Origin of the sequence: Vibrio sp. YT-18 (assembly GCF_033337345.1) — a bacterium.
GTDB lineage: Bacteria > Pseudomonadota > Gammaproteobacteria > Enterobacterales > Vibrionaceae > Vibrio > Vibrio alginolyticus.
In genome coordinates this window covers 20,264-36,747 of record NZ_JAWOQO010000004.1, presented here as the reverse complement: position 1 = coordinate 36,747, position 16,484 = coordinate 20,264, and the positions used below count along the sequence as shown (strand labels likewise).

The following is a 16,484-nucleotide window of genomic DNA, read 5'->3' as shown; positions in this document are numbered from 1 at the left end:
TGTTATTACACAGTCGCAATCTTTTTCTGCTTCATTTCTTCGATTTTATCTGCACGATGAATGCTGTTAATAACGTGCAATAATGCTTGGCCGGAAGCCTCAACGATGTCGGTGGAAACACCCGTACCGTGGTATTTGCGACCTTTGTAGTTGGCAATGATGTCTGCTTGACCCAAACCATCTTCACCTTCACCTTTCGCGGTTAGGTCGAATTTATCCAGAACGATGTCGTAGCCTGTCACGCGGTAGATACATTGGTATAGCGCATCAACTGGGCCATTACCGACCGCTGCTTCACACATTTCTTCATCACCGCATTGCATTTTGATGCTGGTGGTAGCCATTACGCTGCCAGACTGCACGCTTAGGTAGCTCAATTTGTAGAAGTCATCTTCTTCACGCAAGTTCGAGAAGTGCATTAGGGCTTCTAGGTCGTAATCGAACACTTGGCCTTTGCGATCAGCAAGTTTCAAGAAATCCGCATACAGCGCGTCTAGGTTGTACTCGTCTTCGTTGTAACCCATGGTATCCATATGGCTCTTCACGGCAGCGCGACCGCTGCGGCTGGTTAGGTTCAGAGCTTGGTTTTTTAGGCCAATAGACTCAGGGGTCATGATTTCGTAGGTATTCTTATTCTTCAACATGCCATCTTGGTGGATGCCTGAAGAGTGGCTAAACGCATTTGCACCCACAATTGCTTTGTTGCTTTGAATAGGCATATTGCATAGCTGGCTAACCAACTTACTGGTGCGGTGAATTTCATCATGCTTAATGCCAGTGTGAACGCCCAAAAACTCTTGACGAGTCTTGATGATCATTGCGATCTCTTCAAGTGAACAGTTACCCGCTCGCTCTCCAATGCCATTGATCGTGCCTTCTATCTGACGTGCGCCAGCTTGAACGGCGGCAATAGAGTTGGCAACTGACATCCCCAAATCGTCGTGACAGTGAACGGAGATGATCGCTTTATCAATGTTCGGAACGCGGTTAAATAGAGTTTCAATAATCCCACCAAACTCACTTGGTACGGTGTAGCCAACGGTATCTGGAATGTTGATTGTACTCGCACCTGCATTGATGGCGGCTTCTACCATGCGACATAGGTTGTCGATTGGAGTACGACCTGCATCTTCACAAGAAAACTCGACATCATCAGTGTAGTTACGTGCATGTTTAACGGCGTTGACTGCCATTTCTAGTACATCGTCGTAGCTGCGGCGTAGTTTGTCTTCTACGTGAATGGTGGAAGTGGCTAAAAACGTGTGAATACGGAATTGGTCAGCCACTTTTAATGCTTCAGCGGCAGCATCAATGTCTTTCGCAACGGCACGCGAAAGGGCACAAACTCGACTGTTTTTTATGTTTTTTGCGATGGTTTGTACAGACTCGAAATCACCTGGTGAAGAGATTGGGAAGCCAGCTTCGATAACATCAACGCCGAGTCTTTCCAGCGCATAGGCAATCTGCAGTTTTTCTTTAACCGTCAAGCTTGCTGACAACGCTTGCTCGCCATCACGCAATGTGGTGTCGAATATAATGACCTGATCGTTCATGTTTGCTTCCTTCCTGATTTCTGCACTTTCGCGCAAGTGAATCGTTTACTTCCAGTATTTAGATATAAAAAAACCCGCATTCTCATGCGGGTTCTTAGAAATTGGTGTGGTTATTTTTCTTCCACAGCCTACCCGCGCGAACTGGTCACGATCAGGAGGAGGCTAAGCAGGATAGAAAAATGAGCTGACATAGTTGTTAAGCTTTCCACATAATTAAGTTAACAAATTAGTACCGCACTCCATGAAGCGCGTCAACCCTAAAGTCGATTTTTTATTCATATCGGATGAGTCTTTTCGTTTGCTTGAAAAAAATGATGCACTAAGTGAAACGACATGATGCGATAGAAACGTGCTAGAAGAAGTAAGTTCTCATCAAGTTTGCGACGTTTCATTACCAAAACAAGCATCGGGATTGCGACTTGTCACACAAAGGTCCGAATTGTTTGGCAAAAGTTTTGAATGACCATTTATAGTAGTGCAGTTGCACTAGGTAAAAGAAATAAGGGTTAGGGAAAGAATGAGGTTAACAAAACAATTTGGACGTTCAGCCATAGTATTTACTCTGGTCAGCTTGTCGGGTTGTCAGCTGTTTCAATCGCAGACCTATGTGGAAGTGGCTTCCCCCGTTGTTATGAATGATCACTCGCAGAGCGTCATGGTTATCAATGATCAAATGGATCGATTTTTGAGTTATGAGGGACGCGAATCTTTCTTGAATCAGATGCTTGTTGCCCTTGAGTCTGACAGCCGAAATAAGTTTAAAGGTAAAGATCCGGAAACGTATTCTTGGTGGAAGATCCGTGTTCAACCTAGTGAGAAACAGCAAGCGGAAGTTTTCCGACCAACCACTGAAGGTGTCGATACCTCAAACCCAGTAGAGTTTATGGATGTCTCTTACCGCTCTAAGACCACATTAAACCTACGCTCCAAACCGAGTCTTGAAGGGGCAAAGCTTGGCGTATTATCGAAAGGGGAAGTCTTTAATGTGCTAGCAAAAGTGGTTGATCAACCTTGGTTTCTCGTTGAACAGAAAGGAGTGATAAAAGGTTATGTCCATAAGGATTATGCGCGCAGCAATGTGATAAATCGTGACATTTTATCTACTCAGCCTAACCCTCTACTAGAGCCTAACTCGAGTAAAACGGAGCAAACGAGTATAGAGCATGAACTGTCGGGAAACTATACTTGCCGCTCACTGAGCTATGAGCTTACAAAAGATGGCGACATGACGACGGGCTCTTTGCGCGCCTGCCGCAAGAAGAGAAAAGTCTGGTATATAGACACCCCTCAACCGCAACTATCAAACCCTTCTTAATGTTCTATTTTTATGGTTATGCCCAATAGATAAATTGTTGGGCGCACCTTAATTTGGCCTTTGTCATTAATTGTCCAAACTCCCGTCATGCTGTTGTCACCTAAACCTCCTACTTTTCACACAAAGGCGTTGTCAAAGTAAGGAAAGGTCACATGCGAACCATAGAGACAATTACACAGCCAATTGCAACCATTGCTAAGTTTGATTTAGCGCTCTCTAGTGTTTGTCTTAAGCACCGTTTTAATCAACAAGTCGCCAATATCAGTAAAGGAGTTTCCCACAGTGGTGACGGGCATCTTTACTTGGTGTTGGGGTTATTAGCTTGGTATTTAGATAAGGAGCAAGGAGTCTGGTTTTTACTGGCGGGTTTACTTGCTTTTGCTATCGAGCTACCAATTTATTGGACGCTGAAAAATAGTTTTAAGCGTCGTCGCCCTGAAGAGCTTAATGCACTCCTTCCTGCTTTTATTACCCCCTCTGATCGCTATAGTCTTCCTTCAGGACACACTGCCGCTGCGTTTGTCATGGCGACGCTGATTGACCATTTCTATCCGAGCCTAGGCGTTGCTGCATTCTTTTGGGCAAGTTTAATCGGAACCGCGCGAATCTTATTGGGTGTGCACTTTTTTACCGATGTCATCATTGGTGCACTGCTTGGCAGTCTTTGTGGTGGATTAGCGATTGCGATGTTAGGAGGCTAATTGATGAAAATCTTGTACGGTGTTCAAGGGACAGGAAACGGACATATTGCACGCGCAAGGGCGATGAGTCATGCGTTTAAAGAGCACGATGTTAAGGTCGACTTTTTGTTTTCTGGGCGAGCGCCGGAAAAATACTTTTCAATGGAAGCATTTGGCGATTACCAGACTCGCCGAGGCTTCACCTTTATTACCGAAAAAGGCTCTGTAAACTACGCGAAAACAGCATTGAATAACAATTTGGTGCAGTTTTTCAAAGAAGTTAAGCAACTCGATCTGTCGTCCTACGATCTTATCATTAATGATTTCGAACCTGTGACAGCGTGGGCAGCGAGACAACAAAATAAACCTTCTATTGGTATCAGCCACCAAAATGCTTTTCGTTATCCGGTGCCACTAAAGGGAGCAAGTTGGTTAGATAAATCCGTCATTGAATACTTTGCGCCTTCTCAACACCACCTTGGTTTGCATTGGCATCATTTTGATCAACCTTTGTTACCGCCGATAGTGCATACCGTCGATAGCCAAGCAGAAAACGACGACTTCGTGTTGGTGTATCTACCGTTCGAATCGATTGAAGATATCTCGGACTTATTGTTCCACTTTAATCAACAAGCGTTTATCTGTTATCACCCGGATGTGATCGAATGTGAGCAGGTAGAAAACATAGAACTGCGCCCTTTATGCCACAGCAACTTCCAGCATCATTTGCATCGCTGTAGTGGTGTCATTGCTAATGGTGGGTTTGAGCTTCCTTCAGAAGCCTTGTCTTTGGGGAAAAAATTGTTACTAAAGCCACTCGCGGGTCAATTCGAGCAGCAGAGCAATGTTGCGACCTTAGAAGATTTAGGGCTTGCGATGTCGATGGAGAGCTTAGACATTTCCGCAGTACGCCAGTGGCTAAAGGAGCAACAAGCCGAAAGTGTGAAATACCCAGATGTTGCTCAGGCTATTGTTCATTGGGTACTGCAAGGTGCATGGGATTCAAAAGCAGAGTTATCCAGACAACTGTGGGAGCAGGTTGATTTTCCAAGTTACGTGTCGAACATTTAAGTACGTTGTTCAGTACACTGTTCCTTCCATTTTTGACACGATTTTGTTGCAGCCTTTCTGTTTAGAAGGCTGCATTTTTATTCTTCCTCTCTCATTTCTATTCAGTGTGTATTTGCTGATAATTTGACTGATAAGTGCAAAATTCAATCAGAGATATAGCTGTCATCTGTTGTTCTTATTCCAACTAATAACTGAGCTAAATGCATGCTTGTGTTGACCGCCTGTCCTATCAATTTGCTAAATACGTCCTCAAAGAATGCATTTTTACGTGTTTTATAGTTTTTTATGTTTTTATCAAGTCTTTGTTATTTAATAAATAAATACCTAATTGGCTAAAATTTGCTGATTAAATATCAATCTAGTTGCGAAACCGCAATCGATTAGTTGATAGTACAGTTCGAGCCGGAAGTATCCGGACGATAAATATAATAAAAAGTTAGGTTATCTATTCGTAAAATGATTCGAATCCAGCCGCCGTCTTTTGTGCGAGATGGGATTCTATTCGTTATGAATTTAATGAACAAAGTTGACGATTACAAAAGAGGCGCACTCAATGTTAGAGAAGAAAGACGCGATGAGCGCAATTGCTAGCTACCGTATGGAAAGCACTTTGCGTGGTGTAGATTTAAACCTACTGACTGTATTTGATGCTGTAATGCAAGAGCAAAATATTACTCGTGCAGCACATAACCTAGGCATGTCTCAACCGGCGGTAAGTAACGCCGTGGCACGCTTAAAAGTGATGTTTAACGACGAGCTATTCATGCGCCAAGGCCGTGGTATTCAGCCTACGCAACGAGCACGTCAACTGTTTGGTCCTATTCGCCAAGCACTGCAGCTGATTCGCAATGAACTTCCTAGCTCCGTATTCCAGCCAGAATCTTCGACTCGCTTATTCAAGCTTGCGATTTGCAGCCCTTGCGACATGCGTTTTGCTCCGAAGATCATGGCAAAAGTGAATCAACAAGCACCAAACGTTCAGCTTCACCTAGATGCAGAATTTGACCGTTTGTTGTCTGAGCGTATGCGCTACCAAGAAATTGATTTCGTGATCGACTACGCTCGTTTTGATGAGCAAGGTTTCTCAAGTACTGAAATCTTCAAAGATGAATTAGTGGTTATCGCATCAAAAACACACCCACGCATTCAAGGTGGTGTGACGGCTGAGCAACTGCTTAACGAAAAGCATGCGAAGTTATCGAAAGTGCATGGCCAACGTAGTTTCTCAGAGCAAGCGTACCGTGAACTGGATTGCCAAGCGGCGTATGAAGGTTCTAGTTTAAGCAACCTACTATACGTGGTGGGTCAATCTGAGCTTGTGACTATTGCACCACGTTGGATGGCGGAAAATGCGGTAAACAGCGATCAACTGCAAATTCTTGATTTCCCATTTGCGAACAAAGAAATCAGCGGCTTCTTAAGCTGGCATGAATCAAGCGAAAAAGATAAAGGCCACATTTGGCTGCGCGATCAACTGATGATCACTTGTGGTGAAGTCGTTGCCGCAAAATAAGATGACGTTTGGTCTTCTCGATTAGACCATATTGGTAATCATCAATTTTTACAATTCATTGGTCCCCGAGCGATTTTTGTCTCTCGGGGCTTTTTGTTTTCGTAATCAACAATCGAAACAGTAAGTTAAATAGAGTAATCATTCAGCAATTTGAGTTACGTTACGCGACGTATAAGTGATAGTTGTCTCTTATTAGTGATAAGTTTGATACTGGTCAGTTGCGTTTTAGCAAGCCGTGAGTACACTTGTTCGCTCAATTAGCTTACGCCTGTAAGCCAAAAGGTAAGTAAAAGAATGGCCAAGTTAGATTTTCATATCGTTAAACGTATTCGTGAACAAATTGCGAACGGTGGTACACGCGTTGCACTCAAGCATAAAGTGGGTGAGGAGTGGCAAGGTATTACGTGGACGCAATTTGGTCAGCAAGTTGATGCTTTATCACTTGCACTTTTGGCTCAGGGATTAGGAGTCCAAGATAAGATCGGCATTTTCTCGAACAACATGCCGCAATGGACGATCGCTGATATCGCAGCACTGCAATTACGCAGCGTGACAGTACCTATTTACCCAACCAATACTGCCGCTCAGTCGGCGTACATCATTAACAATGCAGACGTCAAAGTTCTGTTTGTTGGTGAACAGCCTCAATTTGATGCAGCCGTGAGCATTTTCGACCAGTGCGAACAGTTAGAGCTCATTGTTGCGATGTCTGATGATATAGAACTTGGCGATCATGATTTCGTTATCTCTTGGCAAGCATTTGTTGCCAAAGGCGACACTACATATCAAGTTGAATTGGATGCGCGTTTAGATCAGGCAAAAGAAGATGATCTACTCACGCTGATCTACACCTCGGGTACAACAGGGCAGCCAAAAGGCGTTATGTTGGACTACGCAAACATTGCGGCGCAATTGGAAGGGCACGATCAGCGCTTGAGCCTTTCTCAAAGTGACGTGTCATTATGTTTCCTTCCGTTGTCACACGTATTTGAGCGCGCTTGGACCTTTTATGTATTGTACAAAGGGGCGACCAACTGCTATTTGCAAGACACCATGCAAGTACGTGATGCACTGAGCCAGGTGCGACCTACCGTGATGTGTGCCGTACCGCGTTTCTATGAGAAGATCTTCTCTGCGATTCACGAGAAAGTGTCTCGCGCGCCGATTCACCGTAAGATCATGTTTACTTGGGCAGTCAACATGGGCGCAAAAATGGCCGCTTGTCATCAAGAAAAACGTCAGCCATCGCTCTTGCTGCGTAAGTCATACGCTTTGGCGGATAAGTTGGTTCTGAGCAAACTGCGTGCGCTACTTGGCGGGCAAATCAACTTTATGCCTTGTGGCGGTGCAAAGCTGGATGAAACCATCGGTCGATTCTTCCATGCGATTGGTATCAACGTTAAGTTGGGCTACGGCATGACTGAAACCACGGCGACAGTATCGTGTTGGGATGATAAATGTTTTAACCCCGACTCTATTGGTATGTCGATGCCTGGCGCACAGGTTAAGATCGGCGAAAACAACGAGATTCTGGTTCGTGGTCCAATGGTGATGCGTGGCTATTACAAAATGCCAGAAGAGACGGAAAAGACCTTTGATGAGCACGGTTTCCTAAAAACGGGCGACGCTGGTTACATTGATGAAAATGGCAACTTGTTCATCACCGACCGTATCAAAGAGTTGATGAAAACTTCAGGTGGTAAATACATCGCTCCACAAATGATTGAAGGTGCGATTGGTAAAGACCACTTCATCGAGCAAATCGCAGTCATTGCGGATACTCGTAAGTTTGTTTCTGCGCTTATCGTGCCTTGTTATGACTCGCTAGAAGAGTACGCGAAAGAGCTGAATATCAAATATCACGATCGCGTTGAGTTGATTAAGCACCACCAGGTGGTCGAAATGCTTGAGAAGCGGGTGAACGATCTTCAAAAAGAGTTGGCAAAGTTTGAACAAGTGAAGAAGTTTAAACTGTTACCAAGAGCTTTCTCTATGGATGATGGTGAGTTAACGCCAACTCAAAAACTTCGTCGTAAAGTCATCAATGACAAATACCAAGATGAAATTGAAGAAATGTATAAGGAAAAGTCCGATAAAAAGTAACTTAAGCTGACTTAGATTTTATATTGATGAAAAAATCCCCAGTGATGTGATCGCGCATTGCTGGGGATTTTTGTTTGTATTGATTTTTTCTGTTCTGCTCGTCAAATAACGCTATTTCGCACCCTGTAGCTAAAAGCTTATGAAATAATGTTCTTTTTTTTAGCGTTAATTTTTTAGGTTGTACTGTGAAATAGGAGATGTGTGGCTGCTATTCCTACTAACATTCTAATTACTAGTATCTTGTTTAAAAAGTAGACCAATCTCTCATTAGACCCTTTGATAATAAAACGTTACATTTGTTGGGTAACCTTGCGGGATGTTATGACGAACGCAAGACATAGCCGAAAACGTGGAAGTATTTCGATTAGGCTACGAATAAGACCTAGACTATGTAAAACCAGACCAATCCGTTGACCTTACGGTGAGGAAACTGGCTAAGGAGAGCAATTATGACAGCAATGTTGTCAGGCGCAGAGATGGTGGTTCAATCTCTGATAGAAGAGCACGTAGAGCAGATCTTTGGCTACCCAGGTGGCTCTGTTTTGGATATCTACGATGCACTGCATGCCAAAACCGATCAAATCAAACACGTACTTGTAAGGCATGAGCAAGCCGCCACTCATATGGCAGATGGTTACGCTCGAGCTACCGGTAAACCGGGTGTCGTACTTGTGTGCTCGGGGCCGGGCGCGACCAATACCATTACGGGTATTGCAACAGCGTATATGGACTCTATCCCAATGATCGTTATCTCGGGTAACGTACCGAATAGCCTAATTGGTAATGATGCTTTCCAAGAGTGTGACATCGTCGGTGTCTCCCGCCCAGTGGTCAAACACAGCTTTTTAGTAAAAAAAGCGGAAGATATTCCTGAAACAATCAAAAAAGCGTTTTATATCGCGACTACAGGTCGACCTGGTCCAGTTGTGATTGATTTGCCAAAAGATGTAATGAACCCGCAAATCAAACTGCCTTATCAATATCCAGAAACGCTTTCAATGCGCTCTTACAAGCCGACAACTTCGGGCCATAAAGGCCAGATTAAAAAAGCGCTTAAATCGCTATTAGAAGCGAAAAAACCAGTGCTTTATATCGGTGGTGGTGCGGTGATTTCTGGCGCCCATGAACATATTTTAGAGCTTTCCGACAAACTGAACCTACCCGTTGTGAGTACTTTGATGGGCTTGGGGGCATTCCCGGGTACACATAAAAACTCACTGGGCATGTTGGGTATGCACGGCACTTACGAAGCTAATATGGCAATGCATGAAGCCGATCTTATTTTTGGTATCGGTGTGCGTTTTGATGACCGTACAACCAACAACCTTGAAAAGTACTGCCCAAACGCAAAAGTGATGCATATTGATATCGACCCGTCATCGATCTCGAAAAACGTGAAAGTGGATTTGCCGATCGTAGGTTCTGCGGAAAAAGTGCTGACAACCATGCTCGGGCTGCTTGCAGAGCAAGGTAGTGGAAATGATCAAGATGCTATCACTGCATGGTGGGATGACATTCAAGTATGGCGTGACCGCAACTGCTTGTCTTATGAAACGTCTCCAGAACGAATCAAGCCACAGCAAGTAATTGAAACGCTGCACAAGCTAACTAATGGCGACGCATATGTGGCGTCTGATGTGGGCCAGCATCAGATGTTTGCGGCGCTGTACTACCCATTCAATAAGCCGCGCCGTTGGATAAACTCTGGTGGTCTTGGCACCATGGGATTTGGTCTTCCGGCTGGTATGGGCGTGAAGTTTGCCATGCCACAAGAAGAGGTCGTGGTTGTGACTGGTGACGGCAGTATTCAGATGAACATTCAAGAATTGTCTACGGCCATGCAATACGACATTCCAGTGAAGATCATCAACCTGAACAACCGATTCTTAGGCATGGTAAAACAGTGGCAAGACATTATTTATCAAGGTCGTCACTCTAATTCTTACATGAGTTCTGTTCCTGACTTTGCAGCGATTGCAGAAGCTTATGGTCACGTCGGTATTCGTATCGAAACGCCTGATCAGCTCGAAGAAGGGCTACAAAAAGCGTTGGATATGAAAGATCGTCTGGTGTTTGTGGACATCAACGTAGACGAAACCGAACACGTATACCCGATGCAAATCAAAGGTGAGGGTATGGATAAAATGTGGCTAAGCAAAACGGAGAGAACTTAATATGAGACACATTATTTCATTGCTATTGGAAAACCAACCAGGTGCGTTGTCTCGTGTTGTTGGTTTGTTCTCTCAACGTGGTTACAACATTGAATCTTTGACGGTGTCACCGACTGATGATGAAACCCTGTCGCGAATGAACATTACCACGACATCTGATGAGATGCAGTTGGAACAAATTCAGAAGCAGTTACACAAATTGATCGATGTGCTGAAAGTGCAAGAAGTCACCGAGTATGAGCACATTGAGCGTGAACTGATGATGGTGAAAGTGAAAGCCAGTGGTTTTGCGCGAGCAGAAGTGAAGCGGACGGCAGACATCTTTCGTGGCCAGATCGTGGATGTCACGGCTTCCCAATACACCGTACAACTTGCGGGTACGAGTGAAAAGCTAGATGCCTTCATTCAAGCGATATCCGAAGTGACCGAAGTTGTCGAAGTTGCTCGTAGTGGTGTCGTTGGCATTGCGCGAGGAGAGCGAGCCCTCAAACCTTAACTCTCTGATTGCATATAGAAAAGCCACTTAATCTAAGTGGCTTTTTTGTTTAGAAAATAACAATTAATGATATAATTGTCGTTTTAGTAAGCATGATAGGCATTAGACGTGTGAAAGTACCTAAGCGAGTCGGCACCTTATTGGCGACAGCACTATTTTTTAGTGCACTCACTGCCGCTTACTACTATCAGAAATATCTGACGTTGTTAGAAAACAATGTTGAGAACACCGCTCAAGAAGCGTTACATCAATTGGCCTATACTGGCCGTGAATACAGCAATATTCAGGATCAAATCGAAACGATCAGTGACCTACTTGGTCACAGCCAAAGTCTGTATGAATATCTGCGCCAACCTAACCGGGTGAACCGTTCCATCTTAGAAGACATGTGGATCTCGGTCGCAATCAATCAAAAGTTGTATAAGCAAATTCGCTTTCTTGATGTTTCTGGTCGAGAAAAAGTGAGGATTAATTATGAGATTGAAACAGGCGCTGCGTTGCCCGCGATCAAATTGCAAAATAAGTCAGAGCGAGATTACTTTCAATTCGCTAAGAACTTAGACGATGGCGAAATCGCTTCGTGGGGGATAGGTTTAGAACGAGAGTATGGCGAGTTAGTCTATCCCTATAGCCCGTCACTGCGCATTTTGATGCCTATTTCGCTTAACGGAAAGCGCGAAGGGTATCTCGTCCTTAATGTTGATATTGACTATTTATCTTCTCGACTCAACTATTCGTCAGTGCTTGATTTCCATATTGAGCTGATTAAAAGTGACGGATTTTACATTGATAGCCCTAAATCAGCTCGTTTGTATGGCCATATAATTCCCGCTCGCTCTCAATTTAATTTTGGCCGGATGTACCCAAACATTTGGCGTAGTTTAAATTCAAAAGATTCGGGCTATGCTTACAATGGTTCGAATTTGGTCGCGTATCGCACCATCCAGTTTGTTTCTAGCGAACCTCTTCATCTGGTTATTGATCTTACCAATGAGCAGTTATTATCCCGAGCTCAGAGGGATATTGATGACTTAATCCAAGAAGCGTTTTTTGTTCTAAGTTTGGTGCTCGGCTTCACTTTGCCGACGGCAGCCCTTGCTCTGCATTATCGGCGTCATAGTATGGAATCGAAGTTGGCTCGAGCTGCTCTTGATGGTATGACTGCGGTGATGATCTCGGATGCTTCACATAGAATCATCATGGTTAATCAAGAGTTTGAAAACATGATGGGTTACTCAACCAAGCATGCCCAAGGTTGGAGTGCACATCATTTAATTCTCTTACCTGAAGATCTCGAAGCAAACCTGAGTATCTGGAAAACACTGAAGAGTGAACACGTATGGGAAGGGGAGATTCGTTGTCGAACTAAGTTTAATCAAGTCTTTACTGCAATAATGCGTATTCAGGCGAATTTAACCAAATCAGGTAAAGTGAGTTATTACATTACGTCGCTGGTGGATATCTCTGGGCAAAAAGAGTTAGAAGAAAAATTACGAAACCTAAGCGAAAAAGATGGCTTGACGGGGTTGTGGAACCGCCGAAAATTTGAAGAGCAATTGGCGCAATATGCGGGGATTATTGAACGCTATCCTGATAGCCCTCCTGCTTGTTTGGCGTTGTTTGATATTGACCATTTTAAGCGTATTAATGACGAGCTTGGCCACGACGAAGGAGACAAGGTGATTTGTAGTGTCGCAGAAACCCTCCTAGAAGAAGTCCGCAGCACAGACTTTGTATCTCGTGTCGGTGGTGAGGAATTTGCAGTGATTATGCCGCATACAACACTAGAAGAGGCTGAAATTGTATTGAACAGGCTACGTGTCGCGGTTCAAATGCGTAGTGATAGAGGCATTACTGTCAGTGCTGGGTATAGTGATTTAACCTCTGATCGTACAAGAACGTATAAATGTGCTGATATTGCTTTGTATGAGTCAAAAAGTGCAGGGCGTAACTGCGTATCGCTGTGTCATAGTTATGATGATATTGCTTAGCGCTTTTACAAAAACGAATAAACGGGGATAGACCCCGCTTTTTCAGTCTCAGCGTTATTCGCTAGCCAGTATGCGACATTGGTTGTCGATGGCGGCTTCGATACACTGTATTGACTGTCTCAAATAACGCTCTAGATAACCTAAAGCATCCTGACTCTTTTTGTCTAGCGATGCCTTCATCAGTATTTCTTGCTCATCGAGATTACAGTGCCCAGGGTTCCCTGTGCCTAAAATCAGCATCGCGAAGTATTGGTAGCGTTTAATTTGCGTGAGTAGATCGCGGAAAAACCCAAACATATTGACAGAGCCAGCACCTTCAAACAGCGCAGTAAGAAACTGATTTTGGCGCTCTTCCCATTCCCTCCAACAAAAGCTTTCGCCAGGTTTTACTCGGGATAACTTGTGATAAGCAGTTAGTACATCCAGTTCCCATTTTTCATCGCCAATCATGATTGCCTTACTGAGTAAGCATGCGGAGACCATTTGCAGGCTTTCGTACAAGTCATGTAACTCATCTTTACATACAGGTGCAACCCAGCAGCCTTTTTGCGGCTCGAGTTTGACGTATTTGCTCCAAGATAATTGCACCAATGCTTCTCGAATGGGTGACGCTCCTACGTTGTACTTCTCTTTGAGTTCGGCAACCACGAGTTTTTGACCTGGTTTAAGCTCGCCATCGAGAATATCCTGACGGATCATTCTTAATACTTTGTCGGTAAGAGTGGGACTAGACACATACACCTCATAGAAGAAACTTTAATCGTGACGATAAAATTAAACAGTACGAAATTCTGATAGAGGTGAATAATACAATTAGCCTATTATGAGAGCAAGAAAGCCATATAAAAAAGGAGGGCATAAGCCCTCCTTCTCAAGAAACTGAAGTGTTAAAAGTTCAGTCTTATAGTACGTGTACAGAAGCTGTGTTCGTAGTACCTGAAGCAACTAGAGCGCCAGAAACCATAACAACGATATCGCCTTTGTTACCTAGACCTGATTCTAGAGCAAGTTCTTTACCCGCTACGTAGAATGCGTCAGTGCTTTCGATTGAATCAACAACTACAGGAGTAACACCTTTAGTTAGAACTAGCTGTGCAGCAGTTTTCTTGTTAGTTGTTAGCGCTAGGATGTTTGCAGTTGGGAAGTACTTACGTACTGAACGTGCAGACTTACCGCCTTCAGTTGCAACAACGATAAGTGGAGCTGCTAGTTTCTCAGCTGTGTCTACAGCGCCTTTACATACTGCTTCAGTGATGCGAAGACGTGGGCTGTCTAGACGAGAACCTAGTTCAGCTTTTAGCGCTGAGTCAGTACGGTTCGCGATTTGAGCCATGATAGTTACCGCTTCAACAGGGTATTTACCTTTCGCCGTTTCACCAGAAAGCATTACTGCGTCAGTACCGTCCATTACTGCGTTAGCAACGTCGCCTGCTTCCGCACGAGTAGGACGTGGGTTGTTGATCATAGAATCAAGCATTTGAGTTGCAGTGATAACCATCTTACGTGCACGGTTACACTTCTCGATCATCATTTTCTGAGCGAAGATTACTTCTTCAGCTGGGATTTCAACACCTAGGTCACCACGAGCAACCATGATGCCGTCAGAAAGCTCTAGGATCTCGTCGAAGTTATCAACACCTTCTTGGTTTTCGATCTTAGAGATGATGTGGATGTTCTCGCCGCCGTTTGCAGCAAGTACTTCACGGATTTCTTGAACGTCAGACGCTTTACGGATGAAAGAAGCTGCTACGAAGTCAACGCCTTGCTCACAACCAAATTTTAGGTCGTTCTTATCTTTTTCAGATAGTGCAGGTAGGTTTACAGAAACGCCAGGAAGGTTAACACCTTTGTTTTCGCCCAGTGCACCGTTGTTAAGAACTTTACATTTAACTTCAGTTTCAGTCTTAGAGATAACTTCCATCTCGATTAGACCGTCGTCTACTAGGATAGTGTTACCTACGTTTAGGTCTGCTGCGAAACCAGCGTAAGTTACTGCAACTTTATCTTTGTTACCTACAACTGAAGTGTCAGTTGTGAAAGTGAATTCTTGACCTGCTACTAGATCAACATCGTTACCGCCTTCTAGCTTGATAGTGCGGATTTCTGGACCTTTAGTATCTAGAAGAATTGCTAGTGGTTTGCCAGTAGCTTCCATTACTTTACGGAAGTTCGCGATACGAGTGCCGTGTTCTTCGTAGTCACCGTGAGAGAAGTTAAGGCGCATTACGTTCATGCCTGCGTTAACTAGTTCAGTTAGCTTCTCTACAGATTCTGTTTTAGGGCCAATCGTACATACGATTTTGGTCTTTTTCATGGAAGATACTCTCCGGTAAGTATAGTTACAATTTGAAAGTCGGTTATTTACTCTGAAGTCAGGACGTTTTTGATGACATTTAGTACCTGTCACCCACCGATTTTTCGTCTCATTATTAGAACTTCAGATTCTGAAAGTCTTTCACCAAGTTTAGTCATTTTATGACTAAAAGATCGGCGATTTTGGTTACCTTTTTGTGACTAATCCCACTTTATATGCAGAAAGTTGCAAAAAAATAGCCTTCAATTCTGTAATTTTTTTTCTTTTCGGTGGCGAATTCTACCACTGAATGAATCCAATATCACTGTTTAAGAATTGTCTTAGGACAAGGTTTTATCGAGAAATATTAATTTTTTGGATCGAAATAAATGGACTTAAAAGTTTCGGTTTGACTATAATAAGTTTCACATCGAAACTTAAAGTCAAAACTTAAATGTCGAAACGAAACACTCAATTAAGAAGACACGCCATTTCTAACTTGGTTTCTGAACTAGGAGAAGTCAGCGTTGATGAACTTGCTCAGAAATTCGAAACCTCAGAGGTCACGATTAGAAAGGATTTAGCTTCTTTAGAGAAAAACGGCCAACTTCTACGCCGCTATGGCGGTGCGATTGCTATCCCAAAGGAAGTCATTCACGAAGAATTGGGCGCTAATGTTTCGACTCGAAAGTTAAGCTTAGCAAAAGCAGCAGCATCATTGATTCGCGATCATAATCGCATCGTGATCGACAGTGGCAGCACGACTGCCGCGCTGATTCAACAGTTGAATGACAAACGTGGCTTAGTGGTCATGACCAACTCGTTGCATGTTGCTAACGCCCTAAATGAATTAGAGAGCGAACCGACACTGCTGATGACTGGCGGTACTTGGGATACGCACTCAGAGTCCTTTCAAGGCAAAGTAGCCGAATCTGTATTACGAGCTTACGACTTTGACCAACTATTCATCGGTGCGGATGGCATCGATCTCGAGCGTGGAACCACGACATTTAATGAGTTGGTTGGCTTAAGTAAGGTAATGGCAGAAGCGTCACGTGAAGTGATCGTAATGATCGAGTCCGAAAAAATCGGCCGTAAGATCCCAAACTTAGAGCTCGCTTGGCATCAAGTTGATGTGTTGGTGACCGATGCAGATATCCAAGCAGAGCATAAAGTACAGATTGAACAACATGGCGTGAAAGTCATTTGCGCCTAATAATGTAATCAGTTTCATATTTTACTTCCCTCTGGATAAAGGCCTTTGCTTGCTGCCTCTATTTGAAATCATGGCTAGG

Annotated in this window: 12 protein-coding genes; 9 read left to right on the top strand and 3 right to left on the bottom strand. The window is 43.8% G+C overall.

Going from position 1 to position 16,484, the window contains the following annotated elements; all coding sequences use genetic code 11:
• Positions 1–5 precede the first annotated feature (5 nt).
• Positions 6–1,553: a 2-isopropylmalate synthase gene (gene leuA / locus R7M72_RS06925; protein WP_005379685.1), complete on the bottom strand. Its 1,548-nt coding sequence runs from the start codon at positions 1,551–1,553 to the stop codon at positions 6–8.
• Between the two features lie 517 nt (positions 1,554–2,070).
• On the opposite strand from leuA, the gene R7M72_RS06920 reads away from it, so the two are divergent.
• The 8 genes from R7M72_RS06920 (at position 2,071) to R7M72_RS06885 (ending at position 12,896) form a co-directional block, all read left to right on the top strand.
• On the top strand, positions 2,071–2,868 hold the full coding sequence (locus tag R7M72_RS06920) for an SH3 domain-containing protein (protein ID WP_203345701.1): 798 nt from the start codon (positions 2,071–2,073) through the stop codon (positions 2,866–2,868).
• 152 nt (positions 2,869–3,020) lie between these two features.
• Positions 3,021–3,569: a phosphatase PAP2 family protein gene (locus R7M72_RS06915; protein WP_033906038.1), complete on the top strand. Its 549-nt coding sequence runs from the start codon at positions 3,021–3,023 to the stop codon at positions 3,567–3,569.
• A gap of 3 nt (positions 3,570–3,572) precedes the next feature.
• Entirely contained in the window at positions 3,573–4,619 is a 1,047-nt protein-coding gene (locus tag R7M72_RS06910; protein ID WP_203345700.1) for an MJ1255/VC2487 family glycosyltransferase, read from the top strand.
• A gap of 553 nt (positions 4,620–5,172) precedes the next feature.
• Positions 5,173–6,132, top strand: a complete 960-nt coding sequence (gene calR, locus R7M72_RS06905) for a LysR family transcriptional regulator CalR (protein WP_005379693.1) — start codon at positions 5,173–5,175, stop codon at positions 6,130–6,132.
• A gap of 294 nt (positions 6,133–6,426) precedes the next feature.
• A complete protein-coding gene (locus tag R7M72_RS06900; RefSeq protein WP_033906039.1) occupies positions 6,427–8,235 on the top strand; it encodes an AMP-dependent synthetase/ligase in 1,809 nt (602 codons plus the stop codon).
• A gap of 449 nt (positions 8,236–8,684) precedes the next feature.
• Complete coding sequence (locus tag R7M72_RS06895; RefSeq protein ID WP_005379695.1) at positions 8,685–10,409, top strand: acetolactate synthase 3 large subunit; 1,725 nt, start codon at positions 8,685–8,687, stop codon at positions 10,407–10,409.
• 1 nt (position 10,410) lies between these two features.
• On the top strand, positions 10,411–10,905 hold the full coding sequence (gene ilvN / locus R7M72_RS06890; protein WP_005379697.1) for an acetolactate synthase small subunit: 495 nt from the start codon (positions 10,411–10,413) through the stop codon (positions 10,903–10,905).
• Positions 10,906–11,015: 110 nt separating this feature from the next.
• Positions 11,016–12,896 carry a GGDEF domain-containing protein gene (locus R7M72_RS06885; protein WP_005379698.1) on the top strand — a complete coding sequence of 627 codons (1,881 nt, stop codon included), beginning with the start codon at positions 11,016–11,018 and terminating at the stop codon, positions 12,894–12,896.
• 54 nt (positions 12,897–12,950) lie between these two features.
• Here the strand turns inward: R7M72_RS06885 and R7M72_RS06880 are convergent, their stop codons facing one another.
• Positions 12,951–13,637 (bottom strand): GntR family transcriptional regulator, encoded by a 687-nt coding sequence (locus R7M72_RS06880; protein ID WP_213869777.1) that lies wholly within the window; start codon positions 13,635–13,637, stop codon positions 12,951–12,953.
• A gap of 160 nt (positions 13,638–13,797) precedes the next feature.
• A complete protein-coding gene (pykF, locus tag R7M72_RS06875) occupies positions 13,798–15,210 on the bottom strand; it encodes a pyruvate kinase PykF (protein ID WP_005392243.1) in 1,413 nt (470 codons plus the stop codon).
• 433 nt (positions 15,211–15,643) lie between these two features.
• On the opposite strand from pykF, the gene R7M72_RS06870 reads away from it, so the two are divergent.
• On the top strand, positions 15,644–16,405 hold the full coding sequence (locus R7M72_RS06870) for a DeoR/GlpR family DNA-binding transcription regulator (RefSeq protein ID WP_005379701.1): 762 nt from the start codon (positions 15,644–15,646) through the stop codon (positions 16,403–16,405).
• Positions 16,406–16,484: the final 79 nt, after the last annotated feature.

Excerpts from the sequence above, each read along its gene's own strand:
- R7M72_RS06920 (WP_203345701.1), top strand. The coding sequence starts at position 2,071 with ATGAGGTTAACAAAACAATTTGGACGTTCAGCCATAGTATTTACTCTG.
- R7M72_RS06900 (WP_033906039.1), top strand. The coding sequence starts at position 6,427 with ATGGCCAAGTTAGATTTTCATATCGTTAAACGTATTCGTGAACAAATT.
- R7M72_RS06910 (WP_203345700.1), top strand. The coding sequence starts at position 3,573 with ATGAAAATCTTGTACGGTGTTCAAGGGACAGGAAACGGACATATTGCA.
- leuA (WP_005379685.1), bottom strand. The coding sequence starts at position 1,553 with ATGAACGATCAGGTCATTATATTCGACACCACATTGCGTGATGGCGAG.
- calR (WP_005379693.1), top strand. The coding sequence starts at position 5,173 with ATGTTAGAGAAGAAAGACGCGATGAGCGCAATTGCTAGCTACCGTATG.
- R7M72_RS06895 (WP_005379695.1), top strand. The coding sequence starts at position 8,685 with ATGACAGCAATGTTGTCAGGCGCAGAGATGGTGGTTCAATCTCTGATA.
- R7M72_RS06870 (WP_005379701.1), top strand. The coding sequence starts at position 15,644 with ATGTCGAAACGAAACACTCAATTAAGAAGACACGCCATTTCTAACTTG.
- ilvN (WP_005379697.1), top strand. The coding sequence starts at position 10,411 with ATGAGACACATTATTTCATTGCTATTGGAAAACCAACCAGGTGCGTTG.
- pykF (WP_005392243.1), bottom strand. The coding sequence starts at position 15,210 with ATGAAAAAGACCAAAATCGTATGTACGATTGGCCCTAAAACAGAATCT.
- R7M72_RS06915 (WP_033906038.1), top strand. The coding sequence starts at position 3,021 with ATGCGAACCATAGAGACAATTACACAGCCAATTGCAACCATTGCTAAG.